The 19,693-nt window shown below is 65.9% G+C and carries 12 protein-coding genes and 1 tRNA gene; 6 read left to right on the top strand and 7 right to left on the bottom strand.

Annotated elements, in window-relative coordinates; all coding sequences use genetic code 11:
- The first annotated feature begins 23 nt into the window (after positions 1-23).
- Together ACFQO4_RS17435 and ACFQO4_RS17430 are read left to right on the top strand one after the other, a co-directional pair.
- The gene (locus ACFQO4_RS17435) at positions 24-2,444 is read left to right on the top strand and encodes an alpha/beta hydrolase (RefSeq protein WP_500262132.1); all 2,421 of its coding nucleotides are present in this window, start codon (positions 24-26) and stop codon (positions 2,442-2,444) included.
- A gap of 127 nt (positions 2,445-2,571) precedes the next feature.
- On the top strand, positions 2,572-3,921 hold the full coding sequence (locus tag ACFQO4_RS17430) for a CapA family protein (protein ID WP_500262131.1): 1,350 nt from the start codon (positions 2,572-2,574) through the stop codon (positions 3,919-3,921).
- An 843-nt stretch (positions 3,922-4,764) separates the two neighbouring features.
- Here ACFQO4_RS17430 and ACFQO4_RS17425 read toward each other — a convergent pair.
- Positions 4,765-9,912, bottom strand: a complete 5,148-nt coding sequence (locus ACFQO4_RS17425) for a S8 family serine peptidase (RefSeq protein WP_500262130.1) — start codon at positions 9,910-9,912, stop codon at positions 4,765-4,767.
- A gap of 234 nt (positions 9,913-10,146) precedes the next feature.
- Between ACFQO4_RS17425 and ACFQO4_RS17420 the strand changes: the two genes are divergently transcribed.
- The gene (locus ACFQO4_RS17420) at positions 10,147-10,734 is read left to right on the top strand and encodes an AsnC family transcriptional regulator (protein WP_500262129.1); all 588 of its coding nucleotides are present in this window, start codon (positions 10,147-10,149) and stop codon (positions 10,732-10,734) included.
- Positions 10,735-10,844: 110 nt separating this feature from the next.
- Here the strand turns inward: ACFQO4_RS17420 and ACFQO4_RS17415 are convergent.
- Together ACFQO4_RS17415 and ACFQO4_RS17410 are read right to left on the bottom strand one after the other, a co-directional pair.
- Positions 10,845-10,927 (bottom strand) — tRNA-Leu (locus ACFQO4_RS17415).
- A 48-nt stretch (positions 10,928-10,975) separates the two neighbouring features.
- Positions 10,976-11,947, bottom strand: a complete 972-nt coding sequence (locus tag ACFQO4_RS17410) for a TIGR03885 family FMN-dependent LLM class oxidoreductase (protein WP_500262128.1) — start codon at positions 11,945-11,947, stop codon at positions 10,976-10,978.
- A gap of 219 nt (positions 11,948-12,166) precedes the next feature.
- On the opposite strand from ACFQO4_RS17410, the gene ACFQO4_RS17405 reads away from it, so the two are divergent.
- Positions 12,167-14,113, top strand: coding sequence for a glycoside hydrolase family 15 protein (locus ACFQO4_RS17405; RefSeq protein WP_500262127.1), 1,947 nt, complete (start codon positions 12,167-12,169; stop codon positions 14,111-14,113).
- Between the two features lie 121 nt (positions 14,114-14,234).
- Here ACFQO4_RS17405 and ACFQO4_RS17400 read toward each other — a convergent pair whose 3' ends face one another.
- Positions 14,235-14,537, bottom strand: a complete 303-nt coding sequence (locus tag ACFQO4_RS17400; RefSeq protein ID WP_500262126.1) for a hypothetical protein — start codon at positions 14,535-14,537, stop codon at positions 14,235-14,237.
- A gap of 119 nt (positions 14,538-14,656) precedes the next feature.
- Between ACFQO4_RS17400 and ACFQO4_RS17395 the strand changes: the two genes are divergently transcribed.
- Complete coding sequence (locus ACFQO4_RS17395) at positions 14,657-15,145, top strand: DUF309 domain-containing protein (RefSeq protein ID WP_500262125.1); 489 nt, start codon at positions 14,657-14,659, stop codon at positions 15,143-15,145.
- A 173-nt stretch (positions 15,146-15,318) separates the two neighbouring features.
- Positions 15,319-16,389 carry a polyprenyl synthetase family protein gene (locus ACFQO4_RS17390; protein WP_500262124.1) on the top strand — a complete coding sequence of 357 codons (1,071 nt, stop codon included), beginning with the start codon at positions 15,319-15,321 and terminating at the stop codon, positions 16,387-16,389.
- 31 nt (positions 16,390-16,420) lie between these two features.
- Here ACFQO4_RS17390 and ACFQO4_RS17385 read toward each other — a convergent pair whose 3' ends face one another.
- From ACFQO4_RS17385 to ACFQO4_RS17375, 3 genes are all read right to left on the bottom strand, one after another.
- Complete coding sequence (locus tag ACFQO4_RS17385) at positions 16,421-17,359, bottom strand: NAD-dependent epimerase/dehydratase family protein (RefSeq protein ID WP_500262123.1); 939 nt, start codon at positions 17,357-17,359, stop codon at positions 16,421-16,423.
- 200 nt (positions 17,360-17,559) lie between these two features.
- Positions 17,560-18,657, bottom strand: coding sequence for a glycosyltransferase (locus ACFQO4_RS17380; protein WP_500262122.1), 1,098 nt, complete (start codon positions 18,655-18,657; stop codon positions 17,560-17,562).
- Positions 18,658-19,647: a glycosyltransferase family 4 protein gene (locus ACFQO4_RS17375; RefSeq protein ID WP_500262121.1), complete on the bottom strand. Its 990-nt coding sequence runs from the start codon at positions 19,645-19,647 to the stop codon at positions 18,658-18,660. It abuts the gene before it with no gap.
- Positions 19,648-19,693: the final 46 nt, after the last annotated feature.

Raw genomic sequence — 19,693 nt, 5'->3', positions numbered from 1 at the left:
TACCCAGCGACCCCAGACGACCCATGCCCGCAGACACACCCCAGGACGACTACCCGCTACACCCCGAACGAATCCACGGACCGCCGTCGTCGGCCGAGGAGCGCGAACACCGACAGGCGTACCTCGAGGAGCTGCGCCCCCTGCTCGCACCCGAGGCCGACGAGTACGGCTCCGACCCGCGCCTCTCTCACCGGGACGACAGCTGGCTCGCGTGGCAGGAACGAACGGGCGAACTTCCGCCCGACTTCGAGCGGTTGCCGGCGCTTGCCGAGCTTCCCGACCCCCTCGTTCGGTACGGACCCGGAGGGGAACGCCAGGCCGAGGTCACAACCAGCGGGGAGTGGGAACAGCTACGAGAACGATACAGGGAGCAACTCGAGTACTGGCTCTACGGACGGATGCCCCCCGCGCCGGGAAACGTTCGGGCGAGCGAACTTGACACTCGGACCGTGGAGGGAGCGACGATACGCGACGTCCGACTCGAATTCGGTCCGGACCACAACCTGACGCTCGACCTCGAACTCATGGTCCCGGACGGGACGGGGACATTTCCGGTGTTCATGACCCAGTGGAACCACCGCAAGTGGGCACTGCTCGCCCTCCAGCGGGGCTACGCGGCCGTCGTCTACGCGGCGGCCGACGCCCGGGACGACGCGGCGGACTACGGCGAGTGCTATCCCGACTACGACTTCCAGTTGCTCGCCCGGCGAGCGTGGGCCGCCCACCGCGTCGTCGACTACCTCGAGACGGTACCCGAGGTCGACGACGATCGGATCGCGATCACGGGCGCGTCGCGAAACGGCAAGCAGTCGCTGATCGCCGCGGCGTTCGACGAGCGAATCGACGCGGTCGCCCCCTGTAGCGCCGGGAGTGGCGCCGTCGTTCCAGCGCGGTTCGATAGAGACGACTGCTACGCCGGCGACATGTCGGTCCACGCGCGCCTTCGGCGCAGCTGGTTTCACCCGCGCTGGCGCTTCTTCGTGGGCCGGGAGAATCGCCTCCCCGTCGACGCCAACCACCTCGTCTCGCTCGTCGCGCCGCGCGCCTGTCTGCTCCACACGGCGCTGAACGAGCGGACGACGAGCGCGTGGGCCGTCGCGAAGGTGTACCAATCTGCCAACTCAGTCTACGACCTCCTGGACGCCGGCGACCGACTCGCCCTGCAGTATCGCCAGGGTCGTCACGCCAGGGCCACGCGGGACATTCACCAAATCCTGGACTTCTTCGACGACGCGTTCTGGCTCGGCGAGTACGACGACCCGACGCGGCTCTACCACGACTTTTCGTTCGAGGAGTGGTGTCGGACGGCGGCCGATGACGTCGACGTCGACGAATTCCCCAAGCGGGGGCTCGAGGACCCCCTGATAGACGTCGACGGTAACCGAGCCGAGACGGTCGAGGCGTGGGTCGATCGAAAACCCATTCTTCGAGAGCGACTCCGCTGGAGTCTCGGCGAGCGACCGCCGCGCGCGTCGGACCCGCCGACGTCCTCGCTCGAGGAGGCGGGTCGAGGCGGGAAACCGGACTACCTTGCGGACGTCATCGACCGACCCGACCCGCCGGATGGCGTCGAGAAACGGTGGCTGTCACCGTCGCGCACCTACGGCGAACGCGTCGAGGGCGACCTCTACTATCCGCAGTCGACCGATAGCGACCGCCCGGACGAACAGTTGCCCGCGATCGTCTGGCTGCATCCCTACGCCTACAACACCGGGTACGGAGCGGGCGGACGCGGGCAGGTCCCGGTCGAGGGAGCTACCGACCGCGGGTTCGCGCTGTACGCGTACGACCAGCTCGGCTTCGGCACCCGGATCGAGGAGGGCGAGCACTTCTACGAGCGTCACCCGAACTGGTCGAAGATGGGCAAACTGGTCGACGACGCGCTGGCCGCCGTCGAGACGCTCTCGGCGCTCGAGTGCATCGACGACGACCGGATCTTCGTCCTGGGATACTCGCTCGGGGCCACCGTCGGTCTGTACGCGGCAGCCCTCGACGAGCGCATCGCCGGCGTCGCCTCGGTCGGTGGGTTCGCGCCGTTCCGGACGAGCGATTCCGAAGCCGAACGAGCCAATGCGGTGATCGGACGACTGTCCCACATGCACGGGCTGCAACCCCGTCTCGGACTGTTTCGGGACGACCCCGAGCGCGTCCCGTTCGACTTCCACGAGGTGCTCGGACTGATCGCACCCCGACCGACGCTCGAGGTGGCCCCGTCGCTCGACTGGACCCATCCACAAGCGGACGTCCTTCGGTGCGTCTCCGAAGCCCGGTCCGTCTACGACCTCTACGGGGTGCCCGAGGCACTCGAGGTCCGCGCTCCGGACGACCTGTTGAGCTTCGATTACCACGAAGCCCGTCTCGGCAGCGGGACCGGGGAGTCGTCCGAGGCGTTCTCCACGGACCGACGGGACGCCGTCTTCGACTGGATCGCCGACCAGGCCTGAACTTCCCGCGCTCGAGCAAAGGTATATGGTCGAGCCGAAAAAACCGGTGGGCCGATGGACGTCCGATCGCTCGAGAGCCGGTTCCGAATCGATCCCGAAACCGCTGGCCAGGGAAGCGAGGAAACCGATGAGTGACGAAGGCTCGAGTGGCACGAGTAGCGACTGCTCGAAGGACTCGAGTGCCGAAGACTCGACCGTCGTGAGCGACGACCTCGCCACGGTAGTCGACCTCGGAACGGGTCGCGACCGACGCGGCGGTGACCGCTGGTCGATGGTCGTCGCCGGCGACTGCGCGCTCAGCCGTGCCGACAGGCCGACCGCCGATCGAACGGTGTCGTCGCCCCTTCGGGAACGGATCGGCGCGGCCGACGTCTCGATCCTCAACGTCGAAGCTCCCATCGTCTCAGATGAGGCGACGCAGATCGACAAGAGCGGGCCGTGCGTCGAGAACCCGGACGGGACGGCCGAGACAGTGGCGGACGTCGGTTTCGACGTCTGCACGCTCGCGAACAATCACGTCCGCGACTACGGACCCGAGGGCGTCGTGACGACGCTCGAGGCACTTCACGACGCCGGCCTCGCGACCGTGGGCGTTGGCTCGACGCCCGATGAAGCGTACGAGCCGCTCGCAGTCGGGCCCGACGCGTCGGTCGCGATCGTCAACGTCTGTGAACAGGAGTTCAACCTCGTCGACGAGCGGGGCCACGGAGCGGCGTGGTTCTCCGATCGTCGCGCTCGAGAGGCCATCCGTGCGGCCGATCGCGAGTACGACAGCGTGATCGTCGTCGCCCACAGCGGCGTGGAGTACGTCCCGTTCCCGGCTCCCCAGCTACAGGGACTCCTGCGGGAGTTCGTCGACATCGGGGCCGATCTCGTCGTCGGCCACCACCCGCACGTCCCCCAGGGCTGGGAACGGTACGGCGACGGGGCGATCTTCTACAGCCTCGGTAACTTCCTGTTCGACAGCATGGCCGACGAGGAGAACACCTCCTGGGGGCTCGTCCTGGAGGTCGAATTCGACGGGTCGACGCCGGTCGCCGTCGAACTCGTGCCGACCGAGACCGTCGACGGGGTCGTCCACCCGCTCGGGCTAACTCGGGATCGCGAGGACTACCTGTCGTACCTCAACCGTCTCGCCGAGATCACCACCGACGTGGCGACGCTCGAAGCCTACTGGCAAGAAATCGCCGTTCAGGTATTCTACGAACGGTACTCCAACTGGCTCCACACCGGCGTCGGGGCGAACCTCTCGCGTGCGCGTTCGGCGCCGAACGACCCGCGACTGCAGCGATCGATCTGGGATCCCGAAAGCCGACGGGCGGAACTCTTCGTCCTGTTGAACGTCATCCGGGCGGAGTCCCACCGCTGGCTCACAACCACGGCGCTCGAGGTGCTCTCCGGCGAAGGGATCGACAGGCGGACCCCGGAGATCCGCGACGAAGCACAGCAGTTGCTGGCTCGAACCGCCCGCGAGTGAGGTCGCTCGACCGTCGGACGATATGGGGCGATGCTGGCGGCCATAGTCGAATGAGAGAGAGAGGTCTTTAATGTCAAATAGACCTCATAGATTGTACGATGATAGTTCGATTCGAATCCGGCACAGTAGGAACATCCCGAGGACACCACTCCGACCGGCGTTCGGACGATAAAACCCTCGCTGACGCACTCCCATTGATCCTGTTACGGTTCGAATACTGGATGCGGCGAACGGGATACGATGTGTCGGGTCGTCGTGGACCATTCGCCCAGATCTACCGTCAGAATCCGTTCACGGACGGTTCAGACAATCGTCGTATTCCTCGGATTATCCTGTCCGGCTGGAGCGAATCAGCGACACGCCGCTCGTCGATAACGTTCCCTCTGTCCAGTTGACGTCTCGCTGTCTCGAGTCTCGAGTCAGATGAGAATTCTTATATCAATATTTGGAGTGATAGATGAAAGTCATAGAATACAAATACTTCTCCCGTAATCAGTTCTCGAAGAGCGACGGACCCACCACGCCGATAGCAGAAACACGTTAGCGTACGAACTGGATTCGTCGTCCTAGAGGGAATGCATCGTTCGAGTAGGTTACCGAAAGAACGTCGTCAATTGGCTCGAACGGATCTGGCCAGATATCGAGCGAGCAGACGCGTTTCCGCGCGAACGTGGGGTGAACGCGCTCCAATGCACAGGGAGCAACAAAACCGCGCCGTCGTCGGGACCGACGAGCGACTCGGTGTCGGCACCAACGGAGGCTACCGTGGACTGCGGTTCGACTGAGGTCACCGCGGTGATTCGTTCGATTGGAGTCACCGCAGTGACCCGGTTAATCGGGTCCTCAGTCGTCGGTGGCGACCGACCGTCGCATCCCCGAGAGCGTCGAACCCCCGCGTTTCTCCGCGTGTGACTCTACGGTTCGATCGGGGTCCGTTTCGTCACCCTCCTCGTCGTGGAACTCGGCCTGGATCAGCGTCTGGACGGCCCGCTCGGCCGCGAGATCCGTCGCTTCCGCCACGAGGTCGGCGTGCGCCGACGGGGCCTCGGCGGCCGTCGCCTCCGCCGTCGTCGAGAACTCCTCGAGTACGTCGTCCAGGTCGGCGTCCAAGTCGACAGTCGCGAGCCGTTCCGTGACGAAGGCGGCTACCCGCTCGACGGTAGTCTCCTCGTCACCGGGGGCCTCGAGGACGCTCTCGAGCGTCCGATCCATCCCACCGGCATCAGTCGAGGGGCCGGGATCCGCGTGAATCTGCGGGTCGAGACCGAGCCCTTCGTAGAGTTCCGTCATCGTCGGGTCGTACGCCGTGATCCCGGCGTCCAGCCAGTGATCGTCCGTCGCCTCGACCAGGTAGCCGGTGAAGGCTGTCTTCTGGCCGTCACCGATCTGCCCGCCGGGTGCGTGCAGCGAGTCGTCGATCGAGTCGACGACGTCCATCTCAAAGACGTCTCCCTCGTCGCCATACGTCGGCGCAGCGACGAAATTCCAGCCCTCCTGGAGGCGGGTTTTCTCGACGTTGGAATCGCGGTGGCCCGGCGGCGTCCCGTCAGGTCCGACCGGCGGGTCGTCCGCTCGCTGGAAGTGGACCTCGGCGCGCACGCCTTCCTCCGGCGTAACCCTGAACGCGTAGAGCGTATCGGCGTACTGCAGGCTCCCGTCGCCAGTGATGGACTTCCAGTTGCCGGCGTCGTGGTTCCACATCTCGATCTCGCCGGCGAACTCGCCGTACCCGTCGACACCGAGCACGTCGTAGATCGTCTGATCGGTCGGGCCCGGGAAGCCGATGGCGTACGACCCGCCAGGATCGAGGTACAGGTCTGTCGCGATTTCCGTCGGTTCGAGTGCGTCGACGGCGAGGGCTCCTGCATCCACGGCACCCGACTCGAGGTCTGCTGGCGGCACGGTCAGGTAGGGATCGTACGCGACGTCGCCATCTACGAGCGTGTCGCCGAAACTTCGGTCACCGAGATAGTTCTCGCGACAGTCGAACGGACCCTCGGGCGCGTTCCACCCGTCGCCGGGCTCACCGCGGAACGGCAGGTCGGTGGCAGAGAGGTCGTTGTACCGCGCCAGAACCGCGTCGGCGTCGAGGCCGAAGTAGCCGGGTCCGAGGTCGAGACCGGTCGCGGCCTCGACGTCGTTGAACGCGAACAGGGCCGTGTCGCCGAACTGCCGGAAGCCGATTTCAGCGTTTTCGATGGCGTTCCGTTCGACGGTGACCGCTGGTGGGTCGATACCGAATCCGTACTCCGCGACGCGAATCCCCGTGTGGGAGTCGACGACGTGATTGTCCTCGACCACGACGTCGACGCCGTCGACGTAGATGCCGTTGTTCCGGTCGTCCGAGTAGGGTTCCTCGTCGGGGCCGACGATCGTGTTGTTCGCGATGCGGCAGTCATCGCCGCCGTCGAAGGGGCCGAAGAGCGCCACGCTTGCCCGATCGCCGTCCTCGTGCTCGAGGTGACAGTCGGTGACGGTGACACGGGTCGCGCCGTTGACGATCACGCCGCCCTGGAACGAGTAGTCGGGGCTGTCGGTCACGGTGACGTTCCGGATCGTTGCGCCGTCGACGGTGCCGAAGAACCCGGAGTCGGTGCCGACGCCGACAACCGTCCCGAACGCGGTGACGTCCTCGACGAGTGCGTCGGTCGTCTCGCGGAGCTGGACGCCGAACGTCCCGGCCGCGGTCACGTTCCTGATGGTCACATTGCTGGTGCCATCACCGGCAAGCACGCCGGTTCCGATGGCGTTCTTCGAATCGACCTCGCCGTCGATTACGTTCGCCTCTACGTTCTCGAGGGTGACGTCGTCGGCGCCGATGTGGATAATCCGCGGTCCTGGCAGGTCACGTTCGTGGACGATCGAGGGGGTCGCACCGTCGACCCCACGGATCGTGATCCCGGGCGTACCGACGTACAGGCCGGTCTGGAAGCCGCGGTCCGGCGCGTCGACCTCGTAGACGCCGTCGGCGAGTTCGACGGTGTCGCCCTCGCGCACGAAGTCCACCGCCGCCTGCAGGTCGTCGACCTGGTCCGGGACGCGCAGCGGCGACTCGTAGACGGTCGTCGGCCGGAACGTCGCCGCCGTCTCGACTTCCTGATCCCGGTCGCCGAGCGTGACGAACCGGGTGCTGATCGCGAACTCGCCGATCCGTTGGGACGTGTCGACCGTTATCTCGAGCGTCCCGTCGTAGGCGTCATACTCGAGCGTGTCGTTGAAGGCGACGCTCTCTCCATCGATTGAAAGCGAGAGATCGCTCTCGTCGAGGAACTGCAGTCCGGTGACGCCAATTTCCAGTTCCTCGAGATCCTCGACAGCGACCTCGAGGGTAACCGACTCGCCGGGAGCCACCCGTTCGGCCGGCGCGGTGACGACGTCGATCGGCGGCGTCGTGGCGGCGTGAGCAACGAGATTGCCCAGGAGCGATTGTCCAGCGTCGGTGACGGCGTCTCGGTCGACGAACGTCCCGAGGCCGAGCGACGACGCGTGGACGACTCGAGAGAGGTCGTCGATCGCGAGGCCGTCACCCGTCTCCGTGGACGCGACGGCGGTCGAGGCTACCGTCGAGCCAGCGACGCCGCCGCTGTACCCCTCGAAGTAGCTGTGGAAGCCGCTGTAGTACACGCCGATACCGACCGAGACGGGGTCGGGTTCGGTGATGGTCAGGCGCTCGCCGTCGGCGGCGATTCCCTCGAACACGGGGTGCGCTTCCGAAAGTTCGTACTCGATCGGATACGCGATCGGATACGGCACCTGGGCGGCGACCTCGCTCGTCTCGCGCGGGTCGCCGGTCGCATCGGACACCTGTGAGACGGCGTCGCTCGCCTCGCCGAACTGGTCGAGGTACACCGCACCGATTTCGGGCGCCGAGGCCATATCGACGAAGTCGGCGACGAGGTCAGCGTCGTCGCCCAGATTCTGCACGACGTAGCCTTCGTGTTCGTGACTCTCGGCGGCGTCGAGGGCTTCCGCGGGCTCGAGCCGGTCGAACCGGTATCGCGGGTGCATCGCCTCGGCGAGGATCGCTTCGAGGTCGGCCGCGTAGCCGCTCCCGGCATCGACGATGCCGATCGGAACCGGCTCGTCGTAGACGAACGTCGGCCCCGTCGAGACGGTAACGGAGTCGCCGAGCCCTGAGAAGGTGTGCTCGAGTTTGAGGTTGCCGACGCCGTCGGATTCGGTCTCGACGGTGATCGTGATCTCGTCCGAGCGGGCGGATTCGAAGTCGACGCGTTCGCCGAACGCAGCCTGCTCGCCGTCGACCTCGAGCCAGGCCTCGCCGACGTAGTCTCCGACCTGCTCGACGGCGACCGACTCGACGTGGGCGACGTTCGCCGTCAGGTCGAACGACTCGCCGGCCTCGAGGCCCTCGGGCTGGCCGTCGACGACGGCGATTGCGAGGCTGTCGCCGAGCGTGAAGTCGACCGACTGGAAGCCGTCGTCGACCTCGACGGTGACGGTGTCGGCGGTGTAGCCGAACGCGTCGGCGGTCAGTTCGTACGTGCCGGGGATCGCCCGGACCTGGAACTCGCCGTCGGCGTTCGTCTCGACCGGGAACCCGTCGAGCGTGACGGTCGCTTCGTCGATGGGGGCACCGTCGGAATCGGTGACGGTCCCGGTGACGCCGCTGTCGGCTGCGACGCGACCGACGGCGGCGAACGCGTCGACGATCCCGCGCCCATACCGAATGTCGGGGTCGTCCGACTCGCCCTCGGGTTTCCAGGCAGTGGCGGCGAGGGCGCGTTTCACCCGTTCCGGCGTGGCTTCATCGAGAGCCGCCGACCTGATGAGGCCGACGACGCCCGCGACGTGGGGCGACGCCATCGACGTCCCGGAGATGGCGTGGTACGGCCCGTTCGAGTGGTCGACCGGGAACGCGCTGGTCACGTCCACGCCAGGCGCCGACACGTCCGGAACGACGTAGCTTTCGGGCCAGTCGTCCGGAGCGAGGTGCCCCCAGTCGTCTGCCGTCGAGATCGTTTCGCCGCTCGAGAACTCGGCGATGGCCTCGTCCTCGTTTGAGGCCCCGATGGCGAAGGCGTCGTAGACGTTGGCGGGCGACCCGGACGTTCCGACCCTGCTGTTGCCCGACGAAGAGACGACGACCGTACCAGCCTGGTCTGCGTTCCGGACCGGTTCGATCATCTCGCCCACGTAGCCGTCGATCCCGAGGCTCATGTTGATCGCGTCGGCGTCTTCCTCGACGGCCCACTGCATACCGCCGATGATCTGGGCGAAGGACCCGCCCCCGTCCGGTAGGACGAGTCCGCCGAGCAATGTCGCGTCCGGGGCGACACCGATCGCGGTGCCGGAATCGCCGCCACCTGCGACCGTCCCGCTCACGTGGGTACCGTGATAGTGCGAGTCGTGCGGATCCGAGTCGACCTGCTCGCCGTCGCCGTCGAACTCGGCGAAGTGCTCGGGCTCGAGGTCGATGTCCGGATGCGTCGGATCGACGCCGGTGTCGAGCACCGCGATCCGGGCGCCCTCGCCGCGCGAATCGTACGCGTCCCAGGCCGCGGGCGCGTCGATCTGCTCGAGGCCGTACGTGACGTCGCCCGCCTCCTCACTGGCGGTCCCGACGTCCGGTTCGGGAATTTCGTAGCGGAAGTTGGGGTGGACTTCCGAGACGCCCTCCTGGGCGGTCACCTGTTCGAGGTCGACGACGCCGGTGTCGACCTGGAGGAGGAGCGCGTTCGCGAGCCAGAAGCGGCTTTTCACCGCGAGGCCGTCCGTTTCGTCGACGTACTCGACGATGGGGGCCTGGCTCTGCTCGGCCGTCGCCTTGAGTTCGTCGACGACGGAATCGGATGCGACGAGTGGAACGTCCACGTCCTCGGCGCGGACGACGACTTCAGTCGTCTCGTTGGCACTACCACTCGCCGTCGGGAAGAGTGCGAGTAGACCGGCACCCGCCGTTCCCTGGAGAACCTGCCGGCGCGACACGACGGATGGCGATTCGTCTACTCCTTTGGGGGGACGCTCTGTCATCTGTTATCGACTGGTCTGGGAACCATACGAACCCCGCCTCACCCGAAAATAGTAAAGAGACGTACAGTCGTCATTTTCTGAAAGTCACCAAAAATAATATGTGCATAGATAATGTATTTAGGCAATTATCTCCGGCTACAGACGAGGGGATTCCCGCGTAGGGTCGGACACGTACGGACCCCGAGTATAGCACCCTATCGACGCGCTATTAGGGAACGAATCGCTAGACTGAGTATGCACACGCTCGACGAAACCGACGTGGAGATCCTGTCGCTCCTGGGGGAGAACGCACGCCGCCCGTTCAGCGACATCGCGGAGACCGTTGGACTGTCCGGACCGGCTGTCTCCGACCGCGTCGCCCGCCTCGAGGAGGCCGGCGTCATCAACCGGTTCACGATCGACGTGGACCGGTCGACGATCAGGGGAGGCGTTCCCGTCTTCGTCCAGGTCGACGTTGGGAGCGCGGACGTCGATTCGCTCAGAGAGCGGATCGGCGACGCCGACGCGGTCGAACACCTCTTCGTGACCGCCGAGGGTAACGTCTGGTTTTACGCCCGCGCGGAGGGACGGAACGTCCGTCGCTGGCTCGAGGAGTTGCTCGGAAACGGCGACCTCGAGTATCGCGTCACGCTGATGGACGACGTCGAGTGGCGCCCGTCGCTCGGTGGAACCGCGTTCGCATTGACCTGTGCGGAGTGTGGGAATACCGTCGACAGCGAGGGCGAATCGGCGACGATCGGCGGGGACGCCTACCACTTCTGCTGTTCGTCCTGTCGGGATCGGTTCGAAAACCGGTACGCTCGGCTCGAGGAGGGCGCGTGATTGGACCGGAGTGAACTCGGCTCGAATCGATGGACGTAGCTCCGTGACGACGTAGCCGAAGGATTGTTGCGAGGGAAGATCACTGCCGCAGGACCTTCCGCATCTTACGATGCGAGGGGAGGGAATTGAACCCACGAACTCCTACGAGAGCGGATCTTGAGTCCGCCGCCGTTGGCCGCTTGGCTACCCTCGCACGCGCTAGCGAGTAGGCAGGTGGCCCTTGAATACTCTACGGTTTCGTTCACCCCTCGTCCTCGAGCGCCGGAAGCACGTGCTCCCCGAAGTCCTCGACGAACGCCGTCTGGTTCGTGGTGACATTGTGCAGGTACACCCGGTCGACCTCGAGGTCGAAATCAGCCTCGAGCCACGCGACGTGCTCGTCGAGGTCGGCCGAGACGCGGACGTTCTCCTCGACCTGCTCTCTGTCGACGCCCTCGGCCAGTTCGTCGAAGTCGCCGGGCGTCCGCAGTTGCTGGGTCACCGGCCCCGGAACACAGTTTGTTCGCCACTGGTCGTACGCCCCCTCGAGAGCGGCCTCGTCCGTCTCGTCGTAGGCGAGTTGGACTTTGAGGTAGACGGGTTTGTCCGGCGCTCGCTCTTTGAACGCCCGGACGCGCTCGGCGTCGGCGTCGTGGTCGGGTGTCCCGAGCGTGAGCAGGCCGTCGGTCCACTCGCACTCGGCGAGCCACGCGGCGGTCTCGGGCGAGAGGGCGGCGCCGACGAGCGGCGGCGGCGTCTCGGGACGCGAGTAGAGTTTCGCCGCCTCGACCGTCACCCGGCCCTGGTGGGTCACTTCTTCGCCATTCCAGAGCCGTCGCATTACGTCGGCACACTCCTCGAGGCGGGCGTTGCGCTCGTCCTTGACCGGCCAGTCGACGCCGGTGATACCCTCGTTGAGCAGCTGCCCGCTGCCGACAGTCAGCCAGAAGCGTTCCGGGTGAAGTTCACGGAGGGTGGCCGCCGCCTGGGCGATCACCGCGGGGTGATACCGGTAACCCGGTGCGTTGACCGTCCCGAAGGTCATCGACGTCGCCTGTGCGGCGGCGCCGAGCCAGGACCAGACGTGCCCGGACTCCCCCTGTCGCTCGCTCCAGGGGTGGAAGTGGTCCGAGGCCAGACAGTGTTCGAAGCCGTACTCCTCGGCGCGTTGCACGTACTTGAGCAACTCGCTCGGGGCGAACTGCTCGTGGGAGGCGTGGTAGCCGATCGTCATGTGGATCACTCCGGAGACGGAAACCGTCTCGAGATGAGTGCGGTTTCAACGAGGGTGACCGTATAAGTCGGGGACGCATACGGAAGGCGGTCGAAACCGTTCCCGTGCCGTGCACGGTCGGGCAGACATTTCAGGAGCCACGTTTATCCACGACGTCGTGGAACGGGTCGGGTAGATGCGACGGCTTCGACGAACGACCGGTGCAGGGACCAGATGAACATGGGATATACACCACTCACCGAGTACGGAATCATCGGCAACGACGACCGGATGGCCCTCGTCGATCGATCCGGATCGATCGACTGGTGCTGTTTTCCCCACGCCGCGGGACCGAGCGTGTTCGCCCGCCTGCTCGACGACGAACGCGGCGGTCACTTCGCCGTCAGGCCGACGGACAGCTACGAGGTCCAACAGGCTTACCGCGACCGGACGAACGTCCTCGAGACCACGTTCTCGACGCGCTCGGGGACGCTCGAGGTTACGGACTTCATGCCGGTTTGGGGTAACGACGATCACGAAAACGATGGCGATCAGAAGCACGCCGACCGAGACCAGCGTGCAATCTACCGACGCGTCCGGTGCACGGACGGGACGCTCACCGTCGAACTCGAGTTCGAGCCGCGGTTCGAGTACGGCCAGGCGCCGACGACCGTCTCCCGGACGGAGACCGGCTACGTAGCGACCGGCGACTCGAGTACGAGCCCCGACTGGATCGAGCGCCAGGACGACCTCGTCCTCGAGGTCTGTGGCGAGTTCGAACCGAACGCGCTCGAGGATCGCGTCGTCGGCACGCGATCGCTGGTCGCGGACGACGAGGTCTGGTTCTGTCTCCGGTACGGGATAGGCGAGCGCGACGGCGAAGGGGAAGGAAAAGAGGCACAGAGACAGGAACCAGCGTCGACCGCCTCGTGTCGAAACGCGCTCGAGTCGACCGTCGACTACTGGCAATCCTGGACGGACTCGCTGATCGACGACGCGGCCCCGCTCGTCGACGGTACCCCCTGGGGCGAGTACGTCCTCCGGTCGGGACTGGTGCTCAAACTCCTGATCAACGAGGAGACGGGCGGCATCTACGCCGCGGCGACGACGTCGCTCCCGGAGAAGTACGGCACCGATCGCAACTGGGACTACCGGTACAACTGGATCCGCGACGCGAAGTTCACGGTACAGGCCCTGCACAACCTGGGACGAGACGAGGAGGCCCGCGATTACTTCGAGTGGTTCCGGGACATCGTCACCGAGCCGCCGGGCGAGATGCAACCCGTCTACGGCGTCCACGGCGAGACGGACCTCACCGAGCACGAACTCGAGGAGCTCTCGGGGTATCGCCATTCGACGCCGATTCGAGTCGGGAACGCGGCCGCGACGCAAAACCAGCACGACATCTACGGCGCCATCGTGCAGGCGATTTACGAGACGCTCGTCCGCGACGGCGACCTCGACGAGGACGAGTGGGCAGCGATCGAAGCGCTGGTCGATCACGTGTGCTCCGTCTGGTCGGAGCCCGATCACGGCATCTGGGAGTATCGCGACGAGCAGCGTCACTACGTACACTCGAAGCTCCTCTGCTGGGTCGCCCTCGAGCGGGGGATCACGCTCGCCGAGGACCACGACGTCGAGGCGCCCCTCGAGCGGTGGCGATCGGAGCGCCAGGCAGTCCGCGAGGCGATCCTCGAGCACGGCTACAGCGAGCGCGCGGGGTCGTTCGTCCAGCACTTCGATACGGACACCGCACTCGACGCGTCCTGTCTCCTGATCCCGCTGTACGGGTTCCTCCCGCCGGACGACCCCCGGGTGACGTCGACGCTCGACACCGTCCTGGATGAGCTCGCGACCGACGAGGGGCTGGTCTACCGAACGAAGGGGAGCGAGGCCGTCCCCGACGTCCACGGGACGTTCGTCTTCTGCACCTGCTGGCTCGTCGACGCGCTCGTGCTAGCCGGCCGGGTCGACGCGGCCGAGGACATCTTCCACACCGTGCTCGAGCACGCCTCGCCGCTCGGGTTGCTGTCGGAGCGAATCGAACCCGAGACCGGCGAGCTCCTCGGCAATTTCCCGCAGGCGTTCAGCCACATCGGCCTCGTCAACAGCGCGATCTACCTGGCGAGTGCTCGCGGCGAGGCCGACGAGTTGAACCACGACCCGCGGAGAGACGATCGACGGTGACAGTGACGGCGGTACGTCGCGGGAATCGGCCGGCGGCGACAGCAATGTATCGCCGAACAGAACGATACGTACGGCAGAAGACGAGTGCGGCACCCCGCCTCGTGCGGAACCCGGGAACGACTCAGGACGACGGCGTCTCGAGGAGAATCGGCGTCGCGGGGCGGCGACGTTCGTCGTCCCGTTCGTGGGCGCGCTCAGCCGGTTCGGGTGGGTCGATGTGCGAGACGGCCTCAACGACGAGTTCCGTCTCGCCCCCTCGGGACCCCCCGGAGTCGGGGGACGAAGGACCGTCGGAGGACTCGCCCCGTCCGTCGGATTCGTCCTGGTCGTACCGGGCCCCGCAATTGTGACACACGACCCCGCCGTCGACGTGGGCGAACAGCCGTTCGCCACACGCCACACACCGTTGCGACGGATAGATCATTACTCCCATTCGTCAATCGAATCCTATAAGCGCTCCGGCCAATCTACGACCCCGGGAACGGCTCGGCGGTTCGCGCGGAGGCGCCAAGACGTTTTACCCTGCCCCTCCTCTATCCGCCTGTGGACGAACACACACGAGCCCCCGACGTGGACCCGCCGTCGGAATCGAGCGCGCCGACGGGCTGGCGGCCCGAACTCGAGCGCTGGGAGCACGGAACGCTCCGGCGGGCGACGGTTCACGGCGTCCGACTGTTCAACGCCGGCGACTACCACGCGAGCCACGACTGTTTCGAGGACGAGTGGTACAACTACGGCCGCGGAACGGTCGAGAGCCAGTTCCTCCACGGCATGGTACAGGTCGCCGCCGGTGTCTACAAGCACGTCGACTTCGAGGACGACGACGGGATGCGAAGCCTGTTCGCCACCGCACTCCAGTACCTCCACGGCGTCCCGAACGACTTCTACGGCGTCGACCTGCTCGAGGTCCGGACTACGTTGACGAACGCGCAGAACGACCCGTCGGTCCTCGATGGGTGGAAACTTCCGCTCGATGGTCGGCACCCGGAGGCAACCGAGGCCGACGTCGCCTACGCCGAGGGACTCGAGTAGCGGGGTGCGTCGGCGTCGTCCCGGCGACTGTCGTCGCGCGAGTGCGAGTCGCCGGACTCGTACGAGCGACGGTCATCCCTTCCCACCTCCCCTCCCCCGCGTACACCGCCCGGACGGCGGTCATTTCATCAGAAACTGAAGCTTTTTGTCGCCGCCCGGCGAGCGTGGGACGTATGCGAGAGGCGCTTGCCGAGTGGCGGCCGGTGATAGACGACGCCATCGCCGAGATACTCCCACGGGAGGTCGACGGCGACAACCTCGAGGCGTTCTTCGGTGAGCCGACGTTCGCGTACGATCCGGAGGGGATCCAGCGCGCGCTCGCCGATCCGCTCTGGGATCTCCTCGATCGTGGCGGCAAACGATGGCGAGCCGTCCTGTTTCTGGTGTTCGTCGAGGCGCTCGGCGAGGACCCCGAGGCGTACCTCCCCTACGCCTGCATTCCCGAGATCCTCCACAACGGAACGATCATCGTCGACGACGTCGAGGACGGAGCGTCGATTCGACGCGGCGAACCGGCGCTCCACCACGTCCACGGCGAGGACGTCGCCCTGAACGCCGGCAACGCGATGTACTTTCTCCCGCTGAAGATCCTGACGCACGATCCCGCCAATCTCGGCCCAGAAACGCGGCTTCGAGCCTACGAGATGCTGCTGTACGAACTCAACCGGACCCACCTCGGACAGGGGATGGACATCTGCTGGCACAACGAACGCGGCGTCCGCATCTCGACCGAGCAGTACCTCGAGATGTGCGCCTGCAAGACCGGGTGTCTGAGCCGGATCGTCGCTCGGCTGGCAGCGATCGTCACCGGTCAGTCGACGACCGTCGAGGAAGGGCTGGCCCAGTACGCCGAACTGACGGCCATCGCGTTCCAGATCGGCGACGACATCCTCGACGTCGAGCACTCGCTGGGGCGGGCCGGCGAGTTCGGCAAGGAGTTCGGCAACGACATTCGCGAGGGAAAGAAGACGCTACTGGTGTTACACGCCATCGAAACGGCCGGCGCCGACCGAGCGGGGCGGCTCGAGGAGATCCTCGGAATGGAAGCCAATACCGACGAGGAAATCGCCGAGGCGCTCGCGATCCTGGAGGACGCGGGGAGCATCGAGTACGCCCGCGAGCGAGCGCTCGAGTTCTCGGAACAGGCACGGGTGGCGATCGAGGACCTGCCGGTCGAGCTGGCACCGGGGCCGAAAGAGCAGTTGCTCGAGTTTACCGAATTCGTCGTCGATCGGGACGTCTGAGGGTATTTCGGCGATTTTCCGGAGTTCAGGCCTATCGTTCGTTGCGCTCGTCAGCCTCGAGGTACGGCCGACAGACCCGCTCGACGCCCTCTTCGAAATCGATTTCGGGGTGCCACCCGGTCGCGTCCCTGAACGTCGAACTGTCGGCGCAGGTGTCGTGGACGTAGTTGGTCAGCGGGATGGGTTCGTAGACCGGGTCGACGTCGGTCCCGAGAACGTCGTTGAGCAGGTCGACTACCTCGTTGAACGAGTACGATTCCCCGGTCCCGAGATTGAAGACTCCCTCGAGTCGGTGCTCGGCGGCGAGTTCGAGCCCACGGACGACGTCCTCGACGTGGGTGAAATCCCGGGTCTGGCTGCCGTCGCCCCACAGGACCGGCGGGGTGCCGTCGGCGACCTTCTCGGCGAACTGCGAGACGGTGTTCGCGAACGTCCCTTTGTGGCTCTCCGCTCCGCCGTATCCCTGGTAGACCGAGAAGAATCGCATGCCAGCCAGCGCGAGGTCGTCGTAGAAGTCGTTGTAGTACTCCGCGTAGCGCTCCCTGGCGAGCATCGAGGCGTCGTAGCCGGTCGAGGCGTCGATAGGGACGTTCTCGGGAGTCGGTTCGGTCCGGTCGCCGTAGATCGAGGAGGTCGACGCGTAGACGATCGTTTCACAGCCGTCGGCCATCGCCTGCTCGACGACGTTGACGAACCCCTCGACGTTCACTCGCGTCCCCTCCCGCGGATGGTCCTCGAGCAGTTGCCGACTCGAGAGCGCCGCCAAGTGGAAGACGACATCGACGTCGGTCGGTAGGTCGTCGTCCAGGACGTCCGCCTCGACGTACGTGACCGCGTCCTCGAGGTTGTCGACCGTGCCGAGGAAGCCGTTGTCGAGGGCGACGACATCGTTGTCCGCGGCGAGCGCGTTCGCGAGGTTCGAGCCGATGAACCCCGTGCCGCCGGTGACGAGGACTCGCTTTCCGTCCATAGCAAATCGTTCCGACCTTCGTCATATAGGGGTACTGATTGCTGATTGCCCGGGTCGTCGCGTGCGGACCGCGCACAGACCGTGTCGAACTGTGCTCGGGACGCCGACGGTCGGTCAGCGAGCCGCACTCGGGACGCTGAGGATCGACCGCCGCCGTAACCAACTGAGAGCCCCACGATTAGCCGTCGATCAACGGTCGATCAGTCCTCGTGAGACGGCTGCCACTGCAAATCCTCGAGCGCGGACGCCGCCGGCGTCGTCAGCGGCACGTTGTGGTACAGTTGCTCGAGGTGAACGAGCGTCCGGTCGATGGCGTAGCGCTCGACGGCCGCCCGGGTATCGCGGTCGGTCTCGAGACAGGACTCGATTCCTTCGGCCATCGCTTCGAGGTCACCGAGGGCGAACCGATCGCCGTTCTCGGGCTTGATCGTCTCGTCGAACGGCGGGACGTCGGCGGCCGCGACCGGCGTCCCACAGGCGTTCGCCTCGAGCGTCGACAGGCCCAGCGTGTCGCCCGTCGACGCCGTCACGAAGACGTCGATCGAGGAGTAGAACGTGGGGACGTCCTCGCGCGGCAGGAAGTCCCGCAGGGTGACGTTCTCGGGTGCCTGGGCCTCGAGCGGTTCGCGGTACGGTCCTTCGCCGACGACAACGAACTCGTAGTCGGGCAGTTCGACGGCGGCGCGCAGGATCTCGTCGACGTTCTTCTCCATGCTCAGCCGGCCGCTGTAGCCGACGACGGTCTGGTCCGGATCGGGATACCAGTCTTCATCGGTCGGCTGGAAAAACTCCATGTCGATGCCGACCGGGAGTTCGATGTACTCGACGGCACGGTTGATCCGACTCGTCGAGGCGGTGACGACGTCGAAACTCCCGAGCAGGGCGTTCTCCCAGGGGACGTACAGCTTGCTCAGGCCGCGAGCGATCGTCTTCGACTTCACGCTCTGGTGGAAGTACTCCTCGAGCGGCGTGTGGTGGGTGTAGATCGACGGCACGTCGTGCTTCCGGGCGTAGTAGCGCCCCAGGATGCCCACCGGAGCAGGCCCGTGGCAGTGGACGACGTCGAGATCGGGTAGCTTCGAGGTTCGCTTGAACAGGGGAATCCGATACCCCCGATAGAACGGGTTCGGCAGGGACCGGACCGGAATCTCGTTCTCGTCCGGTTCGTACTCGCCGTCCGGATACACGACGTACACCTCGTGTCCCTTCGCCTCGAGTTCCGCCCGCCAGAGGTCGATCGTGTACGTGACGCCGTCGATCCCGGGGAAGTAGCTATCGGTGAAGAAGCCGATCTTCATTCAGGTCACCTCCGCGTACAGAGTCTCGTAGCGACTGGCGACCGCCGAGAGCGAGAACGCCTCGCTTCGGTTCGCGGCGTTTTCACCCAGCCGCTGACGGACGTCGGGATCGCGAAGCCGTTCGATCGCCGTCTCGAATCCCTCGCCCTCGGTGCCGTTCGTGTCGACTTTCAGGCAGTCCTCGCCGTCCTCGAGCCACGAGAACGTCTCGATGTCGCGGACGACGACGGGCTTGCCGGCCGCCATCGCCTCAAGCAGGGCGATACCCTCGTTCTCCTCGTGGGTCGGGAAGAAGAAGACGTCGCCCGCCGCGAACGCGCCGCGGATGTCTTCGACGTAGCCGGTGAACGTGCAGTTCGACGGGGCCTCGTCGACGAGACGGAGCGTCTCCCGACCCTTCAGCGAGCGATCGACGGGGCCAAACCAGACGAAGTCGACGTCCGGAAGCCGCCGCGCCGTCTCGACGAACGTCTCGAGCCCCTTGCGCTTGATGACGTGACCGACGAGGAAGACGACGGGAGGCTCGAGGTCGTAGCGCTCCCGGTAGGTCTCCTCGAGCGACTCGAATCCCTCGAGTTTCTCGACGTCGACGCCGTTGGAGATGACGGTCGTCGGTACGTCGGCGTACGACTCGATCAGAGCCTGGTTGTACGCCGAGGGGCAGACGAGCGCGTCGGCCAGGCCGTAGGCCCGCTCGAGGTACGGCCGCAGTGGCTTCGCCAGCGCGTTGGTGAACCGGAAGCTGTCGCCGAAGTCTTCGGCGGTGACGTGGGTGTTGGCGACGACCGGAACTCCCCTCGATCGAGCGCGCCGGGCGTACCAGACCGACCGCGGCCCCATGAGGTTGCAGTGAAACACGTCGACGTCGAGTCGGGGCTCGGTCGTGTACGCGACGTCGAGTCGATCCAGCATCTTGCGCTGGTGGGCGACCGACTCCCGGATGCCGCCCGTAACGTGCTCTTCGAACTCGAAGTAGTGGGAAACCTTCACGCGACGTCACCTCTCGTTGCCGACCCGTTTGGTGGCAACTGGTTCG

The organism is Saliphagus sp. GCM10025334 (assembly GCF_042663485.1).
GTDB lineage: Archaea > Halobacteriota > Halobacteria > Halobacteriales > Natrialbaceae > Natronosalvus.
This window is presented reverse-complemented; position numbering and strand designations above follow the sequence as displayed.

Coding starts and splice junctions, on each gene's coding strand:
- ACFQO4_RS17435 (WP_500262132.1), top strand. CDS start 24: ATGCCCGCAGACACACCCCAGGACGACTACCCGCTACACCCCGAACGA.
- ACFQO4_RS17405 (WP_500262127.1), top strand. CDS start 12,167: ATGGGATATACACCACTCACCGAGTACGGAATCATCGGCAACGACGAC.
- ACFQO4_RS17400 (WP_500262126.1), bottom strand. CDS start 14,537: ATGATCTATCCGTCGCAACGGTGTGTGGCGTGTGGCGAACGGCTGTTC.
- ACFQO4_RS17385 (WP_500262123.1), bottom strand. CDS start 17,359: ATGGACGGAAAGCGAGTCCTCGTCACCGGCGGCACGGGGTTCATCGGC.
- ACFQO4_RS17430 (WP_500262131.1), top strand. CDS start 2,572: ATGAGTGACGAAGGCTCGAGTGGCACGAGTAGCGACTGCTCGAAGGAC.
- ACFQO4_RS17380 (WP_500262122.1), bottom strand. CDS start 18,657: ATGAAGATCGGCTTCTTCACCGATAGCTACTTCCCCGGGATCGACGGC.
- ACFQO4_RS17425 (WP_500262130.1), bottom strand. CDS start 9,912: ATGACAGAGCGTCCCCCCAAAGGAGTAGACGAATCGCCATCCGTCGTG.
- ACFQO4_RS17390 (WP_500262124.1), top strand. CDS start 15,319: ATGCGAGAGGCGCTTGCCGAGTGGCGGCCGGTGATAGACGACGCCATC.
- ACFQO4_RS17420 (WP_500262129.1), top strand. CDS start 10,147: ATGCACACGCTCGACGAAACCGACGTGGAGATCCTGTCGCTCCTGGGG.
- ACFQO4_RS17410 (WP_500262128.1), bottom strand. CDS start 11,947: ATGACGATCGGCTACCACGCCTCCCACGAGCAGTTCGCCCCGAGCGAG.